The organism is Actinomadura hibisca NBRC 15177 (assembly GCF_001552635.1).
Lineage (GTDB): Bacteria > Actinomycetota > Actinomycetes > Streptosporangiales > Streptosporangiaceae > Spirillospora > Spirillospora hibisca.
In genome coordinates this window covers 1-19,382 of record NZ_BCRO01000088.1, presented here as the reverse complement: position 1 = coordinate 19,382, position 19,382 = coordinate 1, and the positions used below count along the sequence as shown (strand labels likewise).

General features: G+C 74.0%; 14 protein-coding genes. 6 read left to right on the top strand and 8 right to left on the bottom strand.

Going from position 1 to position 19,382, the window contains the following annotated elements:
- Position 1 precedes the first annotated feature (1 nt).
- The 3 genes from AH6_RS33670 to AH6_RS33660 all read right to left on the bottom strand — a co-directional run bounded on the left by AH6_RS33670 (position 2) and on the right by AH6_RS33660 (position 2,069).
- A complete protein-coding gene (locus tag AH6_RS33670; RefSeq protein WP_373861845.1) occupies positions 2 to 736 on the bottom strand; it encodes a maleate cis-trans isomerase family protein in 735 nt (244 codons plus the stop codon).
- A gap of 74 nt (positions 737 to 810) precedes the next feature.
- Positions 811 to 1,572, bottom strand: a complete 762-nt coding sequence (locus tag AH6_RS33665; RefSeq protein WP_083983743.1) for a maleate cis-trans isomerase family protein — start codon at positions 1,570 to 1,572, stop codon at positions 811 to 813.
- A gap of 14 nt (positions 1,573 to 1,586) precedes the next feature.
- Entirely contained in the window at positions 1,587 to 2,069 is a 483-nt protein-coding gene (locus AH6_RS33660) for a DUF3830 family protein (RefSeq protein ID WP_174555149.1), read from the bottom strand.
- 201 nt (positions 2,070 to 2,270) lie between these two features.
- Here AH6_RS33660 and AH6_RS33655 point away from each other — a divergent pair, with 201 nt between their 5' ends.
- The 3 genes from AH6_RS33655 to AH6_RS33645 are packed head-to-tail and all read left to right on the top strand — an operon-like array spanning position 2,271 to position 5,491.
- Complete coding sequence (locus AH6_RS33655) at positions 2,271 to 3,254, top strand: D-2-hydroxyacid dehydrogenase (RefSeq protein ID WP_067488307.1); 984 nt, start codon at positions 2,271 to 2,273, stop codon at positions 3,252 to 3,254.
- Positions 3,251 to 4,678, top strand: coding sequence for an amidase (locus AH6_RS33650; RefSeq protein ID WP_067488305.1), 1,428 nt, complete (start codon positions 3,251 to 3,253; stop codon positions 4,676 to 4,678). The genes AH6_RS33655 and AH6_RS33650 overlap by 4 nt, the downstream gene beginning before the upstream one ends.
- Positions 4,679 to 4,705: 27 nt before the next feature.
- A complete protein-coding gene (locus AH6_RS33645) occupies positions 4,706 to 5,491 on the top strand; it encodes an NIPSNAP family protein (RefSeq protein ID WP_218005998.1) in 786 nt (261 codons plus the stop codon).
- Between the two features lie 84 nt (positions 5,492 to 5,575).
- On the opposite strand, the gene AH6_RS33640 is transcribed toward AH6_RS33645, so the two are convergent.
- From AH6_RS33640 to AH6_RS33620, 5 genes are all read right to left on the bottom strand, one after another.
- A complete protein-coding gene (locus tag AH6_RS33640) occupies positions 5,576 to 7,876 on the bottom strand; it encodes an ATP-binding protein (protein ID WP_245679580.1) in 2,301 nt (766 codons plus the stop codon).
- A 104-nt stretch (positions 7,877 to 7,980) separates the two neighbouring features.
- Positions 7,981 to 10,404: an ATP-binding protein gene (locus AH6_RS33635; RefSeq protein WP_245679579.1), complete on the bottom strand. Its 2,424-nt coding sequence runs from the start codon at positions 10,402 to 10,404 to the stop codon at positions 7,981 to 7,983.
- A 55-nt stretch (positions 10,405 to 10,459) separates the two neighbouring features.
- Entirely contained in the window at positions 10,460 to 12,742 is a 2,283-nt protein-coding gene (locus AH6_RS33630; protein ID WP_067488298.1) for an FdhF/YdeP family oxidoreductase, read from the bottom strand.
- A gap of 107 nt (positions 12,743 to 12,849) precedes the next feature.
- Positions 12,850 to 14,931 carry an ATP-binding protein gene (locus tag AH6_RS33625; protein WP_067488296.1) on the bottom strand — a complete coding sequence of 694 codons (2,082 nt, stop codon included), beginning with the start codon at positions 14,929 to 14,931 and terminating at the stop codon, positions 12,850 to 12,852.
- Between the two features lie 88 nt (positions 14,932 to 15,019).
- Positions 15,020 to 15,931 (bottom strand): TIGR03621 family F420-dependent LLM class oxidoreductase, encoded by a 912-nt coding sequence (locus AH6_RS33620; protein WP_067488294.1) that lies wholly within the window; start codon positions 15,929 to 15,931, stop codon positions 15,020 to 15,022.
- A 60-nt stretch (positions 15,932 to 15,991) separates the two neighbouring features.
- On the opposite strand from AH6_RS33620, the gene AH6_RS33615 reads away from it, so the two are divergent.
- Genes AH6_RS33615 through AH6_RS33605 form a run of 3 tightly spaced genes read left to right on the top strand, consistent with a single transcriptional unit; the run spans position 15,992 to position 19,004 of the window.
- A complete protein-coding gene (locus AH6_RS33615) occupies positions 15,992 to 16,789 on the top strand; it encodes a phytanoyl-CoA dioxygenase family protein (RefSeq protein WP_067488293.1) in 798 nt (265 codons plus the stop codon).
- Positions 16,786 to 17,769 carry a phosphotriesterase family protein gene (locus AH6_RS33610; protein ID WP_067488291.1) on the top strand — a complete coding sequence of 328 codons (984 nt, stop codon included), beginning with the start codon at positions 16,786 to 16,788 and terminating at the stop codon, positions 17,767 to 17,769. Before AH6_RS33615 ends, AH6_RS33610 begins: the two co-directional genes overlap by 4 nt.
- Positions 17,766 to 19,004, top strand: coding sequence for a cytochrome P450 (locus tag AH6_RS33605; protein WP_067488289.1), 1,239 nt, complete (start codon positions 17,766 to 17,768; stop codon positions 19,002 to 19,004). The genes AH6_RS33610 and AH6_RS33605 overlap by 4 nt, the downstream gene beginning before the upstream one ends.
- The last annotated feature ends 378 nt before the right edge of the window (positions 19,005 to 19,382 follow it).

Here is a 19,382-nt window from a genome sequence, read left to right as displayed (position 1 = left end):
CCTAGCTCCATCCGGCGGCGAACAACCTGCCGAGACCCGTGCGCGGGCGCGTGCCGCCCGCCAGGCGCAACCCTTCCCAGACGCTCACCTGGTTGGCGGTGAGCACCGGCTTGGCGAGGCGTCGCTCCAGCTCGTCCAGCCGGTGCGCGGTGTGCAGGGCGGTGTCGGGCACGAGAACGGCGTCGGCGTCGGGGTGGTCTCCGGCGGCGACGAACTCCAGCACACGTTCGCGGTCCAGCGCGCCGACCTCGGCGGCGGTCACGATGTCCTGGCAGCCCAGCGCGACCACCTCGATCCCGGCCCCGCCGAGGAAGGCCGCGAAGTGCTCGGCCACGTCCTCGGGGTAGGTCGCCGCGACCGCCACGCGCCGCACGCCCAGATGCCGCGCGGCGTTGACGAACGCGAACGAGGTGCTGGACGCGGGCACGCCCGCCGCCTCGGCGATCCCGGCGGCCTGCGCCGTCGCGCCGTCCCACCCGAACACGAAACTGCCGCTGGTGCACGCCCACACCGCCGCGTCCACGCCCAGCTCCCGGAGCCGTCGCGCGCCCACGTCGAGCACGTCCGCGCCGCCGATGTCCAGCAGCGCGTCCACGCGGTGCGCGTCCTCGCGCATGGTGGTGTGCACGACGGGCAGCGCGACGTCGCCGAGCAGCGCCTCGATCGCGGGGTAGTCGTCCTCGGCGCTGTGGCCGGGGTACAGGAAGCCCACCGACAGGCCCGCGTTCCGTCCCACCGTGCCTCCCGACGCCTCGTCTGCGGCAGATTGTCGACAATCGTAGCGGCCGGGTGACGCCGCCCGCGCGGTGGTCAGGCCGCCGTGGGGCGCGTGCGCCGCACCAGCCACTGGCCGGGCCCGGCGGCCGGGGAGCCCATCGCGCGCAGCGCCGCGCACATCGTGACCTGGTTGGCGGTGAGGACGGGCTTGCCGAGCATGGCCTCCAGCGGCGCGATGATGTCGTAGGTCGGCACGTTGGTGCAGCTGATGAACACCGCCTCGGCGTCGGGCCGGTCCACCGCCGAGACCGCCGCCACGATCTCCCGGTAGCCGATCTTCCAGATGTGGCTGAGCAGCCCCATCCCGACCGAGGACGCCACCGCGACGCCGTACTCGCCGAGGAAGGAGACCAGCCGTTCGGTGACGCTGTCGATGTAGGGGGTGACCACCGCGATCCGCCGCGCGTCCAGCAGCCGCAACGACTCCACCAGCGCGCCGGAGGTGGTGGCCGCCGCCGGGGCCCCGGCCGCCAGCATCGTGCGGTGGAGGTCCAGCTCGCCCGCCGCGCCGCCGACGAAGCTGCCCGACGCGCAGGCGTAGGCGACGGCGAGGGGCTCGGGGGCCAGCACGTCGCGCACCGCCTGCCGCACGATCGAGTGGTCCGACAGCGCGCCCGCCATCTCCACCGTCACCGGCACCGGCACGTACGGCAGCCGGGTCAGGAACAACGACACGTCGTCGGGCGTCCAGCGCCACAACTCGCGGTCCAGCGCGAAGTCGAACGGCGCGACCACCCCGATCCCGGTCTGGGCGAGCAGTTCCGGCCCGACGACCAGCGCGGGGTCGAATGCCATCGCCGGCCTGCCGCTCAGCGCTCGTGCCGCTGGTAGACCAGGCGCTCGCCGACCGCGCCCGACCGCCACACGTCGTTGCACGCCTCGGCCATCGGGCCCAGACCCTCCACGACGGTGGCGTAGACGTTGCCGGGCACCCAGCCGACGTCTCCGTTGAGCAGCAGGTTGTTGCGGCCGTAGAACAGCGCGAGGTCGATGACGCCGGGCAGCGCCCCGATGCCCTTCTCCTCCTTGAACGCCCGGTCGAGCATCCCGCCGGAGAAGGAGAAGTAGACGACGTCGCCGGGGATGGGGGTGACGGTCGGGTTCTCCAGGCCCACCTCCTCGGCGGCGAACCGCTCGACCATCGTGTAGACCTCGTTGCGCGCGTACTTGGCGTGGTAGGCGTCGCCCGCCAGCGGCAGCGCCGCCCAGACCGCCGCGCAGGTGCGCGGCGCGTCCTTCTCCAGCAGCTCGGCCACGCAGGAGACGCCGCGGCGCTCCAGGGTGACGGTCATCAGCTTGGGCATGTGCAGCGGACCTCCCCAAGGATCAGGGGTGGGAGCACGGCCCGGCCGTGCTGATTGTTGACAATCCTACGAGCGCTTCCTAGCGTGTCAATGCCCGTCGCGTTGCATCGCCGTTAACTCGGGACTGCGGAAAGTAACGCCGAGAAACGCATAGAAAAGCCGCATCCAGCCCATGAGGAACAGGTGCGTATGAATCCGGTCTCCCGCCTCGACGTCGTGGTGTTGCGGGGCCCGGAGCCGCTGCCGGACATGACCGCCGTCGAACGCCTCGCCCACGTCCGTTACGTGGACGAATCCGGGCTGGCCGAGGCGCTGCCGTCCGCCGACGTGCTGTTCATGTGGCACTTCTGGTCCGAGGCGCTGGCCGACGCATGGCCGGATGCGGGCGGTGGCCCCGGCTGGGTGCACATCGCCAGCGCCGGAGTGGACCGGCTCCTGTTCCCCGCGCTGGCGGACGGCCCGACCGTCGTCACCAACTCGCGCGGGGTGTTCGACGAGCCGATCGCCGAGTACGTGCTCGGCCTGGTGTTGTGCTTCGCCAAGGACCTGCACACCACGCTGCGCCTCCAGGCCGGGCGCACCTGGCGGCATCGCGAGACCGAGCGCCTGGCCGGGGCCCGCGCGCTGGTCGTCGGCACCGGCCCGATCGGCCGCGCCGTCGGCCGCACCCTCACCGCCGCCGGGCTGCGCGTGTCCGGCCTCGGCCGCGCCGCCCGGCCCGCCGACCCCGATCTCGGCACGGTGTGGGCGATGGACGATCTGCACGCCGCGCTCGCGCAGGCCGACTACGTCGTGCTCGCCGCGCCGCTCACCGCGCGCACGCGCGGAATGATCGACGCCGCCGCCCTCGCCCGCATGCGCCCGACCGCCCGCCTCATCAACGTGGGGCGCGGCCCGCTGGTGGTGCAGGACGACCTGGTCGCGGCGCTGCGCGCGGGCCGGATCGCGGGCGCGGCGCTGGACGTGTTCGAGGACGAGCCGCTGCTCGCCGCGTCGCCGCTGTGGGACATGCCGAACGTCGTCGTCTCCCCGCACATGGCCGGGGACGCCGCCGGATGGCGCGAGGCGCTGGTCGCCCTGTTCGCCGACAACCTCGACCGCCACTGCCACCGCCGGCCGCTGCGCAACGTCGTGGACAAGCGGCTCGGCTACGTCCGCGAAGGGGTGCCATGACCGGTGCGACCGATCCCGCCGACCTGACCGCGACCGAACTGCTGGACGCCTACCGCTCCGGGACGTTGTCCCCCGTCGAGGCCACCGGGGCGGTGCTGGCCCGCATCGGCGCGGCCGACCCGCACCTCAACGCGTTCTGCCTGGTGGACGCCGACCGTGCGCTCGACGCCGCCCGCGCCGCCACCGAACGCTGGCGGCGCGGCGAACCGGCGGGCCTGCTCGACGGCGTCCCTGTCTCCATCAAGGACGTCCTACTCACCAAGGGCTGGCCCACCCTGCGCGGCTCCACCACCATCGACCCGCACCAGACCTGGGACGAGGACGCGCCCGGCGTCGCGCGGCTGCGCGAGCACGGCGCGGTGCTGGTCGGCAAGACCACCACCCCCGAGTTCGCGTGGAAGGGCGTCACCGACAACCCCCTCACCGGCGTCACCCGCAACCCGTGGGACCCCGCCCGCACGCCCGGCGGGTCCAGCGGCGGCGCGGCGGCGGCGGTCGCGGCCGGGATGGCGCCGCTCGCGCTGGGCACCGACGGCGGCGGCTCGGTGCGCATCCCCGCCGCCTTCACCGGCACCTTCACCCTCAAGCCCACCTACGGCCTGGTGCCGCACCATCCCGCCAGCCCGTTCGGCACACTGTCGCACGTGGGACCGATGGCGCGCAGCGTGGCCGACGCCGCGCTGCTGCTGGACGTGGCGGCCGGTTTCGACTCCCGCGACTGGTCGGCGCTGCCGCCGCCCGCCGTCCCCTTCGCCGGGGCCGCTCCGCGCGACCTGGCGGGCCTGCGCATCGCCTACAGCCCGGCCCTCGGCTACGCGCGGGTCGATCCGGAGGTGGCGGCGCTGGTGGCGGAGGCCGTCGCGACGCTGGCCGAGCTGGGGGCCGGGGTCGAGCAGGCCGACCCGGGGTTCGCCGACCCGATCGCCGAGTTCGAGGTGTTGTGGTTCGCGGGCGCGGCCAAGGTCGTGGAGCACCTGGACGCCGGGCAGCGCGCCCGGCTGGACCCCGGTCTGCGCGAGGTCTGCGAGCGCGGCGCGCGCCTGTCCGCGGGCGATTACCTGGACGCCACCGCGCGCCGGGTCGAGCTGGGCCGGACGATGGGCCGCTTCCACGAGCGGTACGACGCGCTCGTCACCCCGACGCTGCCGATCACCGCGTTCGAGGCGGGCCGGGAGACGCCGGGCGGGCGGCCCGGCGAGCGCTGGGCGTCGTGGACGCCGTTCACCTACCCGTTCAACATGACCCAGCAACCCGCCGCGAGCGTGCCGTGCGGGTGGACGGACGGCGGCCTGCCGGTCGGCCTCCAGGTCGTCGGCCCGCGCCACGCCGACGCCCTGGTCATGGCGGTGTGCCGCGCGCTGGAGGAGGCGCGCCCGTGGCGCGACCGCCGGCCGCCCCTGGCGGGAGCGGCCGCCGGGCGCTAGTGTCCCAAACAAGCGTCCGCTTGGCTCATGGGAGGCGTCGTGCGCCGTGCCGTCCACCTGCTCGAAGAGGTCGAGTTCCACCCGATGAACTCGCGCAGGCCGCTGGAGTACCTGCGCTGGCTCACCGCCTACAAGCAGGAGGACGACCGCCGCGCCGCCGGTGACGCCGAGCTCACCGCGGGGCTGTCGATCCGGTCCCGCGAGATCGACCTGGTCGGCGCGTTCTACGCCGTCGGCATCAGCGGCCATCCGCAGTTCAAGGTGGTGACGCTCTGGGACTGCCACGGCGGCTGGGACGGCGGCTGGCGGCAGATGCTGGAGATCTACGACGACGTGCAGGCCAACCTGTTCCTGTCCGACATCGACGACCTGCGGCACGGCGCGTTCTCCCGCCCGCTGGCCGCCGCGCCCGGCTCGCCGGTGCTGGCCGACCTGGTCGCCGAGCGCTACGCCGCGCCGCTGTACCTGTTCGAGAGCGCCCAGGTGCGGCCCGGCGCGGCGCTGGACTACCTGGCGGCGGTGCGCGAGGAGCGCGCGCCGATCATGGCCGACCACGGGCACCGGCTCGTCGGCGCGTACGAGGTGCAGCTCTGCGACACCGAGGTCGTCACGCTGTGGGGCACCGACATCGACTCCCACCTGGAGGTGCAGCGCGCCCGCGACGCCGCGCTGGGCATGGACGACGAGGCCGAGCCCGACCACCGGCTGCTGAGCTGGCGCAAGCGCGCCCGCGCCCATCTCGACGGCCCGTGGCGCGAGACGCTGCTCAGCCCCTACCCCGGCAGCAAGCTCGCCCCGCGCCGCGAGGACTGACCAGAGGCGCTCCACCCGTGCGGCGCTGACGTGTGGCCATGACGTGCGGCCACGACATGCGGCCGTGATGGGCGCGCACGGCCCTCAGCGGGCCGCGCCGCCCAGCGTCTGCCGGCTCCACGCGGCGATCTCGGCGCGCGAGGAGATGCCGAGCTTGGCCAGGATGTGCGCGATGTGGGAGTCGACCGTGCGCTTGGCGAGCGTCAGCCGGTCGGCGATCTCCCGGTTGGACAGGCCCTCGCCGACCAGCGTCGCGACCTGCCGCTCGCGGACGTTCAGCGGCTCGCGGGCGTGCTCGGGGATCGGCGGCGGCGCCTCGCCCCGCGCCAGCCCGATCGCCTCGGCGATCGTCATCTCCACGCCGCGCCGCTTGGCCGCCTCGAACCGGTCGTCGGCCATGCGCTTGCGCACGGCCTTCTCCGACATCGCGCGCCGCTTCATGTAGTGCGGCCCGTACTGGAGCGACGCGCCGAGCGCCCGCCACATGCGCTCGGTCGCGCCCAGCAACATCGCCGCCTGCTCGTCCTCGCCGCGCACCACCGGCGCGGGCGTCAGCAGGTCCAGCGCCAGCGTGATGCCGAGCTGGTCGCCCAGCCGCTCCTTGATCTCCAGGCAGGCCAGCAGGTCGCGCACCGCCTCGGCGTGCTCGCCCTGCCACCACAACGCCGCGCCCCGCGCGTACAGCGCGAACGAGTGGTGCCACTGCTCGCCGGTCGCCTCGCCCGACCGCACCGTCACCTCGGCCAGCTCCAGCGCCTGGTCGTTCTTGCTCTGGAGCAGCAGCACCGACGACAGGTGCGGGCCGGTCAGCAGCGCCAGCGGGTCGCGGTAGCCGCCCGCCTCGAACGCCGCGCGCGCCTCCTCCAGCCGCGCCTGCGCCTGCGCGAGGTCGCCCTCGAACAGCGCGATCAGCCCCTGCACGTGCACCGCGTGCGCGCGCAGGTCGGGGTCGGCCGAGCGCAGCGCGGGCTCGATCAGCGTCCGGCTCAGCGCCGCCTCGCCCTGCTGCACCGCGATCATCCCGGTGAAGCAGTCCAGCCACGCGCCCTCCGGCCCGCCCTCGGGCGCCTTCCCGGCCGCGACGGCGCGCGCCCGCTCGTGCCAGCGCCGCGCCTCGCCGAACAGCCCCAGGCACATCCAGTAGTGCTGGAGGACCACCGCCAGGTGCAGGCCGGTCGCCTCCTCGCCGGGCGTCGCCAGCGAGTACTCCAGCGCGACCCGCAGGTTGGCGTTCTCGGCGCGCAGCCGGATCAGCCAGTCGAGCTGCCCGCCGTCGAGCGCGGCCGCCCGGGACCGCTCGGCCAGCGCCAGGTAGTGGTCGCGGTGGCGGCGGCGGGGCTCGGCGTCGCCGCCGCGCTCGGTCAGCCGCTCGGCCCCGTACTCGCGGATGGTGTCGAGCATCCGGTAGCGGCTGCCGTCGTGCTCGCACAACACCACCGACTTCTCCACCAGGCGGCCCAGCACCTCCAGCAGGTCGTCGGCCTCCAGGCCGGGGCCCGAGCACACCGCCTCGGCGGCGGCGAGGTCGAAGTCGCCGGGGAACACCGACAAGCGCGCCCACAGCAGCCGCTCGTCCTCGGTGCACAGCTCGTGGCTCCACTCGATCGCCGCGCGCAGCGTGCGGTGCCGGTTGCGGCCCGCGCGGGCGGTGCCGAGCAGCTTGAACCGGTCGTCGATGCGGGCCAGGAGCTGGTCGACCGACATGGTGCGCAGCCGCACGGCGGCCAGCTCGATCGCGAGGGGGATGCCGTCCAGGCGGCGGCAGAGCCGCGTCACGGTCTGGCGGTTGTCGTCGGTCAGCGCGAACCCCGGCACCATCGCCTCGGCGCGGTCGGCGAACAGCGCCACCGCGTCGCCCTCGCCGGGACGGCCGCCGCAGGCGGGCACCGGCAGCGGCGAGATGACCAGGTTGTGCTCGCCCATCACGTCCAGCGGCTCGCGGCTGGTGGCCAGCACCCGCAACCGCGGCGCGGTGCGCAGCAGCACCTCCACCAGCGCGGTGCAGTCCTCGATCAGGTGCTCGCAGGTGTCGAGCACCAGCAGCAGGTCCTTGTCCGACAGGTGGTCGGCCAGCCGCTCCACCTGGCTGCCCGCCGACTGGCCGGGCAGGTGCAGCGCGTCGGCGACGGTGCGCGGCAGCAGCTCGGGCTCGCGCAGCGCCGACAGCTCCGCCAGCCACGCGCCGTCGGGGAACGAGCGGTGCAGCTCGGCCGCCAGCCGCACCGCCAGCCGCGTCTTGCCGACGCCGCCCACGCCGGTGAGGGTGACCAGCCGGGACCGCGACAGGGCCTGCCGGGCTTCGGCCAGCTCCTGGCGGCGGCCGATGAACCTGGTCACCTCGGCGGGCAGGTTGCCGCCGCGCGGTCTCTCGGGCGGAGAGGTCACGGTCACCTCGTGTCGGAACGGGGGCGCGCCGCCCATCGTATGCCGGTCCGCCCCGCCGGATCGGGCGCTTGCGGCGAACCTGGATTTACCTGCGGTCCGTTATCTCAGGGCGGGGCCGGTCCGCTCGTGTCGTCAGGGTCGTCGGCATGGCCGGGGTCGTCGCCGGAGGCGTGGCCGTGCCGCTCGACCCAGACCGCGACCTGGGCGCGGGAGGCGACCTCCAGCTTGGCGAGGATGTGCTCGACGTGGGAGTCGACGGTGCGCTTGGCGATGACCAGCCGCTCGGCGATCCGCCGGTTGGACAGACCCTCGGCGACCAGGCCCGCGATCTCGCGTTCGCGCGGGGTCAGCGAGCGGGCGCGGCGGCGTCCGGCGGCCGGTCCGGGCCCGCCGGAGTCGGCCTCGCCGAGCGCCAGGGCCGTCGCCTCGGCGAGCGTGTGGGACGCGCCGTGCCGCATCCCGTCCGCCAAGCGCTCCTCGCCGAGCCGCTCGCGCAGCGACTCCAGGCAGCTCTGCCGCAGGGCGGCGTAGGCCGGGCCCAGCATCGGCACGCGGAGCCGTTCCCACAGGAGGGCGGTGAAGCCGAGCAGCGTGGCGGCCCGGTCCGGGGCGTCGAGGTCGGCCGCGCACACGGCGGCCAGGTCGAGCGTGATGGCGTGGCCGAGGGCGTCCGACGAGCCGTCCTTGAGCCGCAGCGAGGCCAGGACGTCGGGCATCGCCCCGGCGGCGTCACCCGCCGTCCAGCGCACCAGGCCCCGGCTGTACATCAGGGCCGAGCCGTTCCAGGCGTCGCCGACGCGCCCGGTCTCGCGCAGGCCCTCGTCGGCCACGGCCATGGCCCGCTCGGCGCGGCCGAGCAGCCCGTACGACCCGGCCAGCAGCGGGTAGCTCACCAGCGACCGGGGGTGGTCGCAGCCCAGGGCGCGCCGGGCCGTCAGGGCCTCCTCCAGGTGCTCGGCGGCCGTCCTGGTGTCGCCGGTGAAGAAGGACACCAGGCCGCGGGCCTGCGGGACGTGCGCGCTCAGCTCGGCGTCGGCGCAGGCCGGGGCGACCCGGACCAGCTCGTCCAGCAGCGGGCGCGCCGCGTCGCCGTCGCCCTGGAGGGCGGCGAGCACGACGGCCGAGTAGAGGGCCCAGCACCGTTCGGAGCCGTCGGCGGGGTTCCCGGCGGGGTCTTCGGCAGTCCGCAGCGTCAGCGCCCGCTGCGCCCAGCCCCGGGCCTCGCCGAACAGGCCCAGGATCACCCACGGCATGTACAGCAGCCGGGTCAGGCGCAGCGCGGCGGGCTCGGCGCCGGGGGCGGAGAACGCGTGGTCGAGCGCGACCCGCAGGTTGTGCCGCTCGGCGCCCAGCCCGGTGATCAGCGCCGTCTGGTCCGGCCCGGAGATGCCCCGCTCGGCGTGCTCGGCGAGCGCCAGGTAGTGGCGCAGGTGCCGGTCGCGCAGCTCGGCGGCGGCGGGCGCGTCCAGCAGCCCCGCGCCGAACTCGCGGAGGGTGTCGAGCATGCGGTAGCGGCCGGTGTCGCGGTCGCGGAGCAGGACCGACTTGTCGACCAGCGCGCCCAGCAGGTCCAGGACGTCGCCGCAGGCCGGGCCGCCGGTGCAGACCGCCTCGGCCGCCCGGTCGTCGAAGTCGCCGGGGAACACCGACAACCGCCCCCAGAGCGCCTGCTCCTCGGGCGTGCACAACTCGTGGCTCCAGCTCACCGCCGCGTGCAGCGTCTGGTGCCGCGCGTGCCGGGTGCGGGCGGTGCCGAGCACCCGGAACCGGTCGTCCAGCCGGGCGGCGATCTGGTCCAGCGACATGGTGCGCAGCCGGACGGCGGCCAGCTCGATGGCGAGCGGGATGCCCTCCAGCCGGCGGCACAGCCGGGCCACCTGCGCCCGGTTGTCCGGCGTGATCTCGAAGCCGGGGGCGCTCGCGGCGGCGCGGTCGGCGAACAGGGCGACCGAGTCGCCGCCGGAGTCGGAGTCGGGGTCGGGGCCGGACCCGGCGTCGGCCACCGCCAGCGGCGGCAGCGCGTAGGTGTGCTCGCCCAGCAGGTCCAGGGGCTGGCGGCCGGTGACCAGCACGTGCAGCCGGGGCGCGGCGCGCAGCAGCAGCTCGGCGAGCATCGCGCAGGCGTCCACCATGTGCTCGCAGGTGTCTAGCACCAGCAGCAGGTGCCGGTCCGACAGGTAGTCCTCCAGCGACTGCACCGCGTCGCGCGCGGTCTGGTCGCACAGGCCCAGCGCCTCGGCGACCAGCCGGGGCAGCAGCTGCGGCTCGCGCAGCGCCGACAGCTCCACCAGCCACGCGCCGTCGGCGAAGGAGGGCCGCAGGTCGGCGGCCAGGCGCAGCGCGAGCCGCGTCTTGCCGACGCCGCCGGGCCCGCACAGGGTCACCAGCCGCTCGCGTTCCACCAGGTCCGCGACCTCGGCCAGCTCCTGGGCGCGCCCGACGAAGCGGGTCACCTCGGCGGGCAGGTTGCCCGCCCTGCCTTCGGCCGCCAGTACCGTCACCAGACGCTCCACCCGTTCGGTGTTCACCGATGAGCGCATCGTAACGTCCCGGCGGCGTTCCGGCCGCCCCTCGGCCGGAGCGTTATACGGCCGGTTCCAGCCGCACCACGATCGACTTGGAGGTGGGGGTGTTGCTGACCTGGGCGGTGCTGTCCAGCGGGACCAGCACGTTCGTCTCGGGGAAGTACGCCGCCGCGCACCCGCGCGCGGTCGGGTAGGCCACCAGCCGGAAGCCCGGCGCGCGGCGCTCGACGCCGTCCTCCCACTCCGAGACCAGGTCCACCGTGCCGCCGTCGGCCAGGCCGAGCGCGGCCAGGTCGCCGGGGTTGACGAACACCACGCGGCGGCCCGCGCGGACGCCCCGGTACCGGTCGTCCATGCCGTAGATAGTGGTGTTGTACTGGTCGTGGCTGCGGACGGTCTGGAGCAGCAGCCGCCCCTCGGGCACCCGCAGCACCTCCAGCGGGTTGACCGTCAGGTTGGCCTTGCCGGTGGCGGTGGGGAAGCGCCGCTCGTCGCGCGGCGCGTGCGGCAGGGTGAACCCGGCGGGGCCGCGGACGCGCGCGTTGAAGTCGGCGAAGCCGGGCACGACGCGGGAGATGTGGTCGCGGACGACGTCGTAGTCGTCCTCCATCGCCGACCAGTCGGCGGGGGAGTCCTTCAACGTGGCGCGGGCCAGCCCGCACACGATCGCGACCTCCGATTTCAGCGCCGGGGAGGCCGGGGCGAGACGGCCGCGCGAGGCGTGCACCATGCCCATGGAGTCCTCGACGGACACGAACTGCGCGCCGGTGGCCTGCACGTCGCGTTCGGTGCGGCCCAGCGTCGGCAGGATCAGCGCCTGCCCGCCGGTCACCGCGTGCGACCGGTTGAGCTTGGTGGACACCTGGACGGTCAGGCGGCAGCGGCGCATCGCGGCCTCGGTGACGGCCGAGTCGGGGGTGGCGCGGATGAAGTTGCCGCCCATGCCCACGAACACGCGGACCTTGCCGTCGCGCATCGCGCGGATGGTGTCGACCACGTCCAGGCCGTGCGCGCGGGGCGGCTCGAACCCGAACTCGGCGGCCAGCGCGTCCAGGAACTCGGGCCGGGGCCGCTCGAAGATGCCCATCGTGCGGTCGCCCTGCACGTTGGAGTGGCCGCGCACCGGGCACACGCCCGCGCCGGGGCGGCCGATGTTGCCGCGCAGCAGCAGGAAGTTGACGACCTCGCGGATGGTGGGCACCGAGTTGCGGTGCTGGGTCAGGCCCATCGCCCAGCACACCACGATGCTCTTGGCGGCCAGGACGTCGCCGAGTGTGGCGGCGATCTCGTCGCGGGTGAGGCCGGTGGCCTCCAGGACCTGATCCCAGTCGAGCGCGCGGGAGTGCTCCTCGAACGCCGCGAAACCGGCGGTGTGCTCGTCCAGGAACGCCCGGTCGACGGCGTCGGGGTCGTCGGATTCGAGGAGCATCCGGTTCAGGGCCTGGAACAACGCGAGGTCGCCGTTCAGTCGGATCTGGAGGAAGCGGTCGGCCAGCGCGGTGCCCTTGCCCGCCACGCCGGAGGGGCGCTGCGGGTTCTTGAACCGCATCAGCCCGGCCTCGGGCAGCGGGTTGACGGCCACGATCCTCGTCCCGGCGCGCTTGGCGTCCTCCAGGGCGGAGAGCATGCGGGGGTGGTTGGTGCCGGGGTTCTGCCCGACCACGAAGATCAGGTCGGCCTTGCGGAGGTCGTCGAGCAGCACCGAGCCCTTGCCGATGCCGATGGTCTCGGTCAGCGCCGAGCCCGACGACTCGTGGCACATGTTGGAGCAGTCGGGCAGGTTGTTGGTGCCGAACGCGCGCACGAACAGCTGGTAGGCGAACGCGGCCTCGTTGCTGGTGCGGCCGGAGGTGTAGAAGGCGGCCCGGTCGGGGGAGTCCAGCGCGTTCAGCTCGGTCGCGACCAGGCCGAACGCCTCGTCCCACGACACCGGCTCGTAGTGCGCCGACCCGGCCCGGCGGATCATCGGCTCGGTGAGGCGGCCCTGCTGGCCCAGCCACATGTCCGAACGTTCGCCCAGCTCGTCCACGGTGTGCTCGGCGAAGAAGTCGCGCGTCACGCGCCGGGTCGTGGCCTCCTCGGCGACGGCCTTCGCGCCGTTCTCGCAGAACTCGGCGGTGTGCCGCCGCTCGCCCTCCGGCCACGCGCAGCCGGGGCAGTCGAAGCCCTTCTTCTGGTTGACGCGCAGCAGCGTCAGGGCCGCGCGGCGCACGCCCATCTGCTCGTAGGAGTCGCGCAGCGCCGCCGCGACGCCGGGGACGCCCGCCGCCCACTCCTTCGGCTTGCCGACCTCCAGCGCGGAGTCGTCGTAATCGGCGCGCGGGGCCTCTCGGCTGCTCATCGTCCACCCAATCTCGCCGGTCGAAACCGGCCGTTCAGCTGTGTCCGCCTCCACTTTCGCACTTTGGCGGCATAAAGGCTTCCCTGGTGAGAGGGTAGGCGACGGTGTCAGCCGCCGTCGCGGTCGTCCAGCCCGAACGCGACGGCCTCCCCGGCCGTGAACCGCGCGCCCCGCGCCAGCAGCTCCGCCATTCGCCCGGAGCCGAGCTGGCGGCGGGCCGCCCGGACCTCGTGGTCGCGTATCGCCGCGTAGTGCGGCCCCCGGTGCAGCGGAGCGCCCACCCGCTCCCACAACACCCCGGCGGCGCCCGCCAGCGTCGCGGCCCGCTCGTGCCGGCCCGCCGACACCGCGCACACCATCAGCAGGTCCAGGCACATCGCCATGCCCGCCTGATCGTCGAAGGCCGCCGCGACCGGCAGGATCTCGCGGACGGCGGCGACGGCCTCGCCGGTCGCGCCCGCCCGCCAGTGCGCGGCGCCGCGCACCCACGACGCCGAGCCCCAGCACCAGCGCTCGCCGGTCGCCGCGCACAACCGCATGCCCTGCTCGGCGACGGCGATCGCGGCGGTCAGGTCGTCGCGCAACATGTGCACCGACGCGAGGTCGGTGTAGATCATCATGGCGGGGGCGTTGGGGTGGCCGACCGCGTCGTACAGGTCCTGGGCCTCCTGGTAGAGGTCCAGCGCGCCGTCCAGGTCGCCGGCGGCGAAGCAGGCGCGGCCCTGCTCCTGGAGGGCGTGGGCGCGCAGCGCCGGGTCGCCGGTGGCCTCGGCGATCCGCAGCGCCTCGGCCAGCAGCGGCGCGGCCGCGTCGATGTCGCCCTGGAGCACCGCGAACATCCCGGCCCCGTACACCGCCATGCCGCGCCCGGGGGCGTCGGGCGGGACGGCCGCCAGGGCGCGGCGGTGCCACTCGCGGCCCTCGCCGTAGCGGCTGGTGATGAACCAGTGGTCGCACAGCAGCACCGCCAGCCGCTGGCCGTCGCGCTCCTGGCCGGGGGTGGCGAGCGACCACTCCAGCGCCGCCCGCAGGTTGCCCGCCTCGTCGCGCAGCCGCCCGATCCAGTGCAGCTGCCGGTCGCCGAGACGCTCCTTGCGCGCCTGCTCGGCCAGCGCGGTGTAGTGGTCGCGGTGCCGCCGCCGCAGCAGGTCGTGCTCGCCGCTGCGGTCGAGCAGCTCGGCGCCGTACTCGCGCAGGGTGTCGAGCATCCGGTAGCGGGGGCCGTCGCGGTCGAAGCGCACGATGGACTTGTCGACCAGCATGGTGAGGACTTCGAGGAGCTCCTCCACCGGCAGGTGCGCGTCGGTGCAGATCCGCTCGGCGGCCGCCAGGTCGAAGTCGCCGGGGAACACCGACAGCCGCGCCCACAACATGCGCTCGGGCGGCAGGCACAGGTCGTGGCTCCAGGCGATGGCGGTGCGCAACGTCTGGTGCCGCCGCTCGCCGGTGCGCGCCGGGCCCAGCAGCCGGAACCGGTCGTCCAGATGCTCGACGATCTCCTCCACCGGCATGGCCCGCAGCCGCACCGCCGCCAGCTCCAGCGCCAGCGGGATGCCCTCCAGCCGGCGGCACAGCTGCCCGACGGCGGCGCGGTTGTCGCGCGCGATCGTGAAGCCGGGGCGGCAGGCGGTGGCGCGGTCGGCGAACAGTGCCACCGCGTCGCAGGAGGCGGCGGCCGGGTCGCCGGGGCGCGGCACCTCCAGCGGCGCGACGAACACGGTGTGCTCGCCCGCGATGCCGAGCGACTCGCGGCTGGTGGCCAGCACGCGCAGGCCGGGCGCGGCCGCCAGCAGGGTCTCCACGAGCATCGCGCACGCGTGCACCAGGTGCTCGCAGGTGTCGAGCACCAGCAGCAGCCGCCGGTCGGCCAGGTGGTCGGCCAGCAGGTCCACGGCGTCGCCCGCCGTCAGGCCCGGCAGCCGCAACGTCTCGGCGACGGTGCGGGCCAGCAGCTCGGGCGCGCACAGCGCCGACAGCTCCACCAGCCACACGCCGTCGGGGAAGCGGCGCCGCAGGTCGGTGGCGGCGCGCAGCGCCAGCCGGGTCTTGCCGACCCCGCCCGGCCCCTGGAGCGTGACCAGCCGTGCCCGGCTCAGGCACCGGCCGATCTCGGCGAGCTCCTCCCGGCGGCCGACGAAGCTGGTCGTCTCCGCCGGCAGGTTGCCCGGCCGTGTTTCAGGACTCGCCACCGCTGCCTCGGGCGTCCGTCGGGTTCGGGGGGACGTCCGCATCCTACGCCGGTCGCACCCTTGGCGATCGGCCGAGTGCGAAATGTGGTCATCCGGCGGCGAGTTCGGCCACGACCGGGGTGAACGCGGCCAGATCCGTCTCGTGATGGAGCACGAAATAGGACAGTCCCAAATCGGCCCGCCAGCGGCGTAGCCGCTCGGCCATCTCCTGGGGGTCGCCGGTGAGGACCTGCGGGGTGTCGGCCTGGGCGTCGGGGGCGGCGGCGCTCCAGGCGTGGGCGCCGCCGGAGGAGCCGACGCGCAGGACCGAGGTGCCGAGCTCCAGGTCGTCGAACCGGTCCCCGGCGGCCTCCCGGAGGACGTCGATCTTGCGGCGGAAGGCGTCCGGGCCGCCGTCGCCGGTGTCGGGGCCCGAGCCGTCGGCGCGGACCCGCAGGGTGAGGTTGACGATGTCGGCCTCGCGGGCGGCCAGCCGCAACATGCGCGGGCCGCCGCCGCCCAGCATCAGGCGGGGACCGGGGCGCTGGAGGGGGACGGGCTCCTGCTCCAGGCCGTCGATGCGGTAGTGCTCGCCGGTGTAGCTGAACGGGCCGCCGCGCCACAACCCCTTGAGGACGTCGATCGCCTCGGTGAGCCGGTCCACGCGGGTGCCGGGCGGGTCGAGGACGAGCCCGGCGCGGTCGTAGTCGTGGGCCATCCAGCCGGTGCCGAGGCCGAACTCCAGGCGGCCGTCCGACAACACGTCCAGCGTGGCGGCCTCCTTGGCGAGCACGGCCGGGTGGCGGAAGTCGTTGGCGAACACCAGCGTGCCGACCTTGAGGCGGGTGGTGGAGCAGGCGGCGGCGGTCATGGCGGCGAGCGGCGCGAAGCGCGGCCCGACCAGGTGGTCGGGGACCAGCAGGGCGTCGAATCCGGAGTCCTCCAGGCGGCGCGCCTTGGCCGCCCACCCGGCGGCCGAGGCGGCGTCGCGCAGGACGGCGGCGAAGCGGAAGGGGCGCATGGACGGCACTGTATACCAAGCGCTTGCTTCGCCCAGGTGTGCGGCGTTACCGTCACGGCCATGGGCGTTCCGGTGTTGCAAGCTCCCGTCCGCACGGTGACCGACGACGAGATCGCGCACTTCCGCGCGCGGGGCTGGGCGCGGCTGCCCGGCCTGGTGGGCGCGGACTTCGTGGCCGACCTCCGCGAACGCGCGCTGGAGCGGCTGGCCGAGCGGCGGCGCGGGTTCCGCAACTCCTTCGTGGACCAGGCGTTCGGCCAGGACCGCGACATCGCCCGGCACGACGAGGCGTTCGCGGCGCTGTCACTGTCGCCGACGCTGGCGCACAACGTGACGCGGCTGCTGGTGGGCGTGGACGCGGTGCGGTTGCAGGTGACGAACCTGCTGGTCAAGGAGCCCGCCGGGGACGACGGGCACGGGGCGACGGTATTCCACCAGGACTTCCCGTGGATGCCGATGGACCGCGCGTCGATGCTGACGGTCTGGCTGGCGCTGGCGGACATGCCGGCGGACATGGGGGCGCTGCGCTTCTACGAACGTTCGCACGTCTACGGGCCACTGGGGCGCAGCTTCGTGCGCGAGGACGACGACGCGCTGAGCCAGCACCCCTGGCTGGCGGACCTGCCGCTGTCGGAACCGGCGGACCTGGCGGCGGGCGACGCGACCGTGCACCACAGCCTGGTGATCCACGGAGCACCGGCGAACCGGCGCGAACAACCCCGGCTGTCGTTCACCGCGACCTACTTCGACGCCGCCGCCCTCTACACGGGCGCGCCCTACGGGCAGACCGACGACCTGGGGCTGACCGTGAACGGGCCGTTCGAGCACCCGCTGTTCCCGGTGGTGCCGGTCGCATGACGATCCAGACGATGCGGGGCCCGATCGCCGACGCGGGCGCGACGCTGATGCACGAGCACGTGTTCGGGCTGAGCCCGGAGATCCTGTGGAACTGGCCCGACATCCCCGAGGGCTGGGACCTGGAGGAACGCGCGCGGGAGGCGGCCGGGAAGCTGAACGAGCTGAAGGCCGCCGGGATCGACACGATCGTGGACCTGACGGTGATCGGGCTGGGCCGGTACGTCCCGGCGGTGCGGCGGGTGGCCGAGCAGACCGAGGTGAACATCGTCGCGGCGACGGGCTTGTACACCTACGACGCGCTCCCGGCCTACTTCGCGAACCGGGGGCCGGGGAGCCTGTTCGGCGGCCCCGATCGGCTGGCGGAGTTCTTCGTCCGGGACATCACCGAGGGGATCGGGCGGACGGGCGTCAAGGCGGGGATGCTGAAGTGCGCGACCGGCCGCCAGGGGATGACGCCGGGCGTCGAACGGGTGATCCGGGCGGTGGCGCAGGCACATCGCGAGACCGGGGCGCCGATCACCACGCACAGCGAGTCGTCCACCCGGAACGGCCTGAACCAGCAGAAACTGCTGGCGGAAGAGGGCGTGGACCTGTCGCGGGTGGTGATCGGGCACGCGGGCGACTCCACGGACCTGGGCTACCTGGAGGAACTGATCGCCGCAGGCTCCTACCTGGGGATGGACCGCTTCGGGATCGAGTTCTGCTCTTTTGAGGACCGGGTGGCGACCGTCGTGGCGCTGTGCGAGCGCGGCTACGCGGACCGGATGGTGCTGTCCCACGACTCCTACTGCTTCAACGACCGCTTCGAGCCGGAGGTGGTGAAGGAGCGCCACCCGAACTACCACCTGCTGCACATCTCGCGGGACGTGCTGCCCGCGCTGCGCGCCGCCGGAGTGACCGAGGCGCAGATCGAGCGGATGCTCGTCGTCAACCCCCGCCGCATCCTGAGCGGCGCCCTTCCGAGCGGAGACCCACGGTGACCACCCCCGAGACCGCGGCCGACTTCGACGTGTCGTCGGACTGGCACGTCGCGAACCCGTACCCGTTCCTGCGGCGGCTGCGCCACGAGGAACCGGTGTTCTGGAGCGAGCACCTGCGGATGTGGGTGCTGACGCGCTACGACGACGTGCGCGCGGCGTACCGGGACCACCGGGTGTATTCGAGCGTCGGCTCGCTGACGATCTCGCGGACGCTGACGGACCAGGTGAAGGAGGTGCTGGGCGAACACCGGTCGTTCCTGGACGACTTCGCGGCGAACGTGGACCCGCCGAAGCACACGCGGATGCGCCGCGCGATCTCCCGGGCGTTCACACCGCGCGCGGTGGAACGGCTGGGCGACCGGTTCCGCGCGGAGATGGACGGCGTGCTGGACGCGGTGGTGCCGAAGGGGGCGGCGGACTTCGTGGCGGAGGTGGCGCACCTGCCGTCGGCGAGGTTGTCGGCGGCGTTCATCGGGGTGCCGCCGGAGGACGAGCACCAGGTGAAGCAGTACGTGCTGTCGTGGTTCCAGCTGTTCCTGTCGCCGCAGCCGCCGGAGCGGCAGTTGGAGCTGGCGCAGGACTTCCTGAAGTACCTGGACTATGTGGACCGCTTGGTGAGCGATCGGCGGGCGGAGCCGCGGGACGACTTCGTCTCGCTGATGGCGGGGCTGATCGACACGGGCGCGGAGGGTCTCTCCCATCGTGAGGTGGTGGAGACGATCAGCGCCCTGCTGCTGGGCGGGAACGACACGGTGCCGAACGGGGTGTCGAACGCGGTCTACCGGCTGATGCGGGAGCGGGAGGCGTGGGAGGAGATCGTCGCGGACCCGGCGCTGATCCCGGGGATGATCGAGGAGAGCCTGCGGATCGACGGGGCGAGCCTGGGGAGCTTCCGGACGACGACGCGGGACGTGACACTGCACGGCCGGACGATTCCGGCGGGGGTGCAGGTGCTGCTGCATGCGGATTCGGCGGCGCATGACGAGACGGTTTTCGCGGAGCCGGAGCGGTTCGACATCCGGCGGGCGAACGCGCGGGAGCACATGGTGTTCGGGTATGGGGTGCACCACTGCGTGGGGGCGGCGCTGAGCAGGTTGAAGATGCAGATCGCGTTCGAGCGGTTGGTGGGGAGGGTGCCTAGCTTGAGGTTGGGGGAGGGGGTGGTGCCGGTGCATCGGAGGAGTTTGGTGGGGAGGGGGTTGGTGGAGATGGGGGTGGAGTGGGATGAGAGGTGAGGGCGGGGGGTGGGGGCTTTAGCTTGCGCTTCGAGCCAAAGCTTGTGCTTCGGGTCAAAGCTCGTGCTCTGGGCTAAAGCTCGTGCTCTGCGCCAAGCCTGTGCTCTGTGCTAAGGGCACGCTCCGCGCCAAGCTCACGCTCCGCGCTAAGGCACGCTCCGCGCCAAGCCTGCGCTCCGCGCTAAAGCCACGCTCCGCGCCACTACCTCAGTCCGCGCTGCACGCGTGCCCAACGACGCCAGCCCCGTGCCCTGCACCTGACCAACGGCCCCAGCCCCGCGCTCCGGACCCGACCAACAACCCGAACCCCGCGCTCCGCGCGTGACCAACAACCTCAGCCCCGCGCCCGAACCTGACCAGCGACCCCGGCCACCGGGG

What these genes read in the sequence shown, in the direction of transcription:
- AH6_RS33615 (WP_067488293.1), top strand. Translation starts at nt 15,992, where the DNA reads ATGGGCGTTCCGGTGTTGCAAGCTCCCGTCCGCACGGTGACCGACGAC.
- AH6_RS33665 (WP_083983743.1), bottom strand. Translation starts at nt 1,572, where the DNA reads ATGGCATTCGACCCCGCGCTGGTCGTCGGGCCGGAACTGCTCGCCCAG.
- AH6_RS33645 (WP_218005998.1), top strand. Translation starts at nt 4,706, where the DNA reads ATGGGAGGCGTCGTGCGCCGTGCCGTCCACCTGCTCGAAGAGGTCGAG.
- AH6_RS33655 (WP_067488307.1), top strand. Translation starts at nt 2,271, where the DNA reads ATGAATCCGGTCTCCCGCCTCGACGTCGTGGTGTTGCGGGGCCCGGAG.
- AH6_RS33620 (WP_067488294.1), bottom strand. Translation starts at nt 15,931, where the DNA reads ATGCGCCCCTTCCGCTTCGCCGCCGTCCTGCGCGACGCCGCCTCGGCC.
- AH6_RS33660 (WP_174555149.1), bottom strand. Translation starts at nt 2,069, where the DNA reads ATGACCGTCACCCTGGAGCGCCGCGGCGTCTCCTGCGTGGCCGAGCTG.
- AH6_RS33650 (WP_067488305.1), top strand. Translation starts at nt 3,251, where the DNA reads ATGACCGGTGCGACCGATCCCGCCGACCTGACCGCGACCGAACTGCTG.
- AH6_RS33610 (WP_067488291.1), top strand. Translation starts at nt 16,786, where the DNA reads ATGACGATCCAGACGATGCGGGGCCCGATCGCCGACGCGGGCGCGACG.
- AH6_RS33630 (WP_067488298.1), bottom strand. Translation starts at nt 12,742, where the DNA reads ATGAGCAGCCGAGAGGCCCCGCGCGCCGATTACGACGACTCCGCGCTG.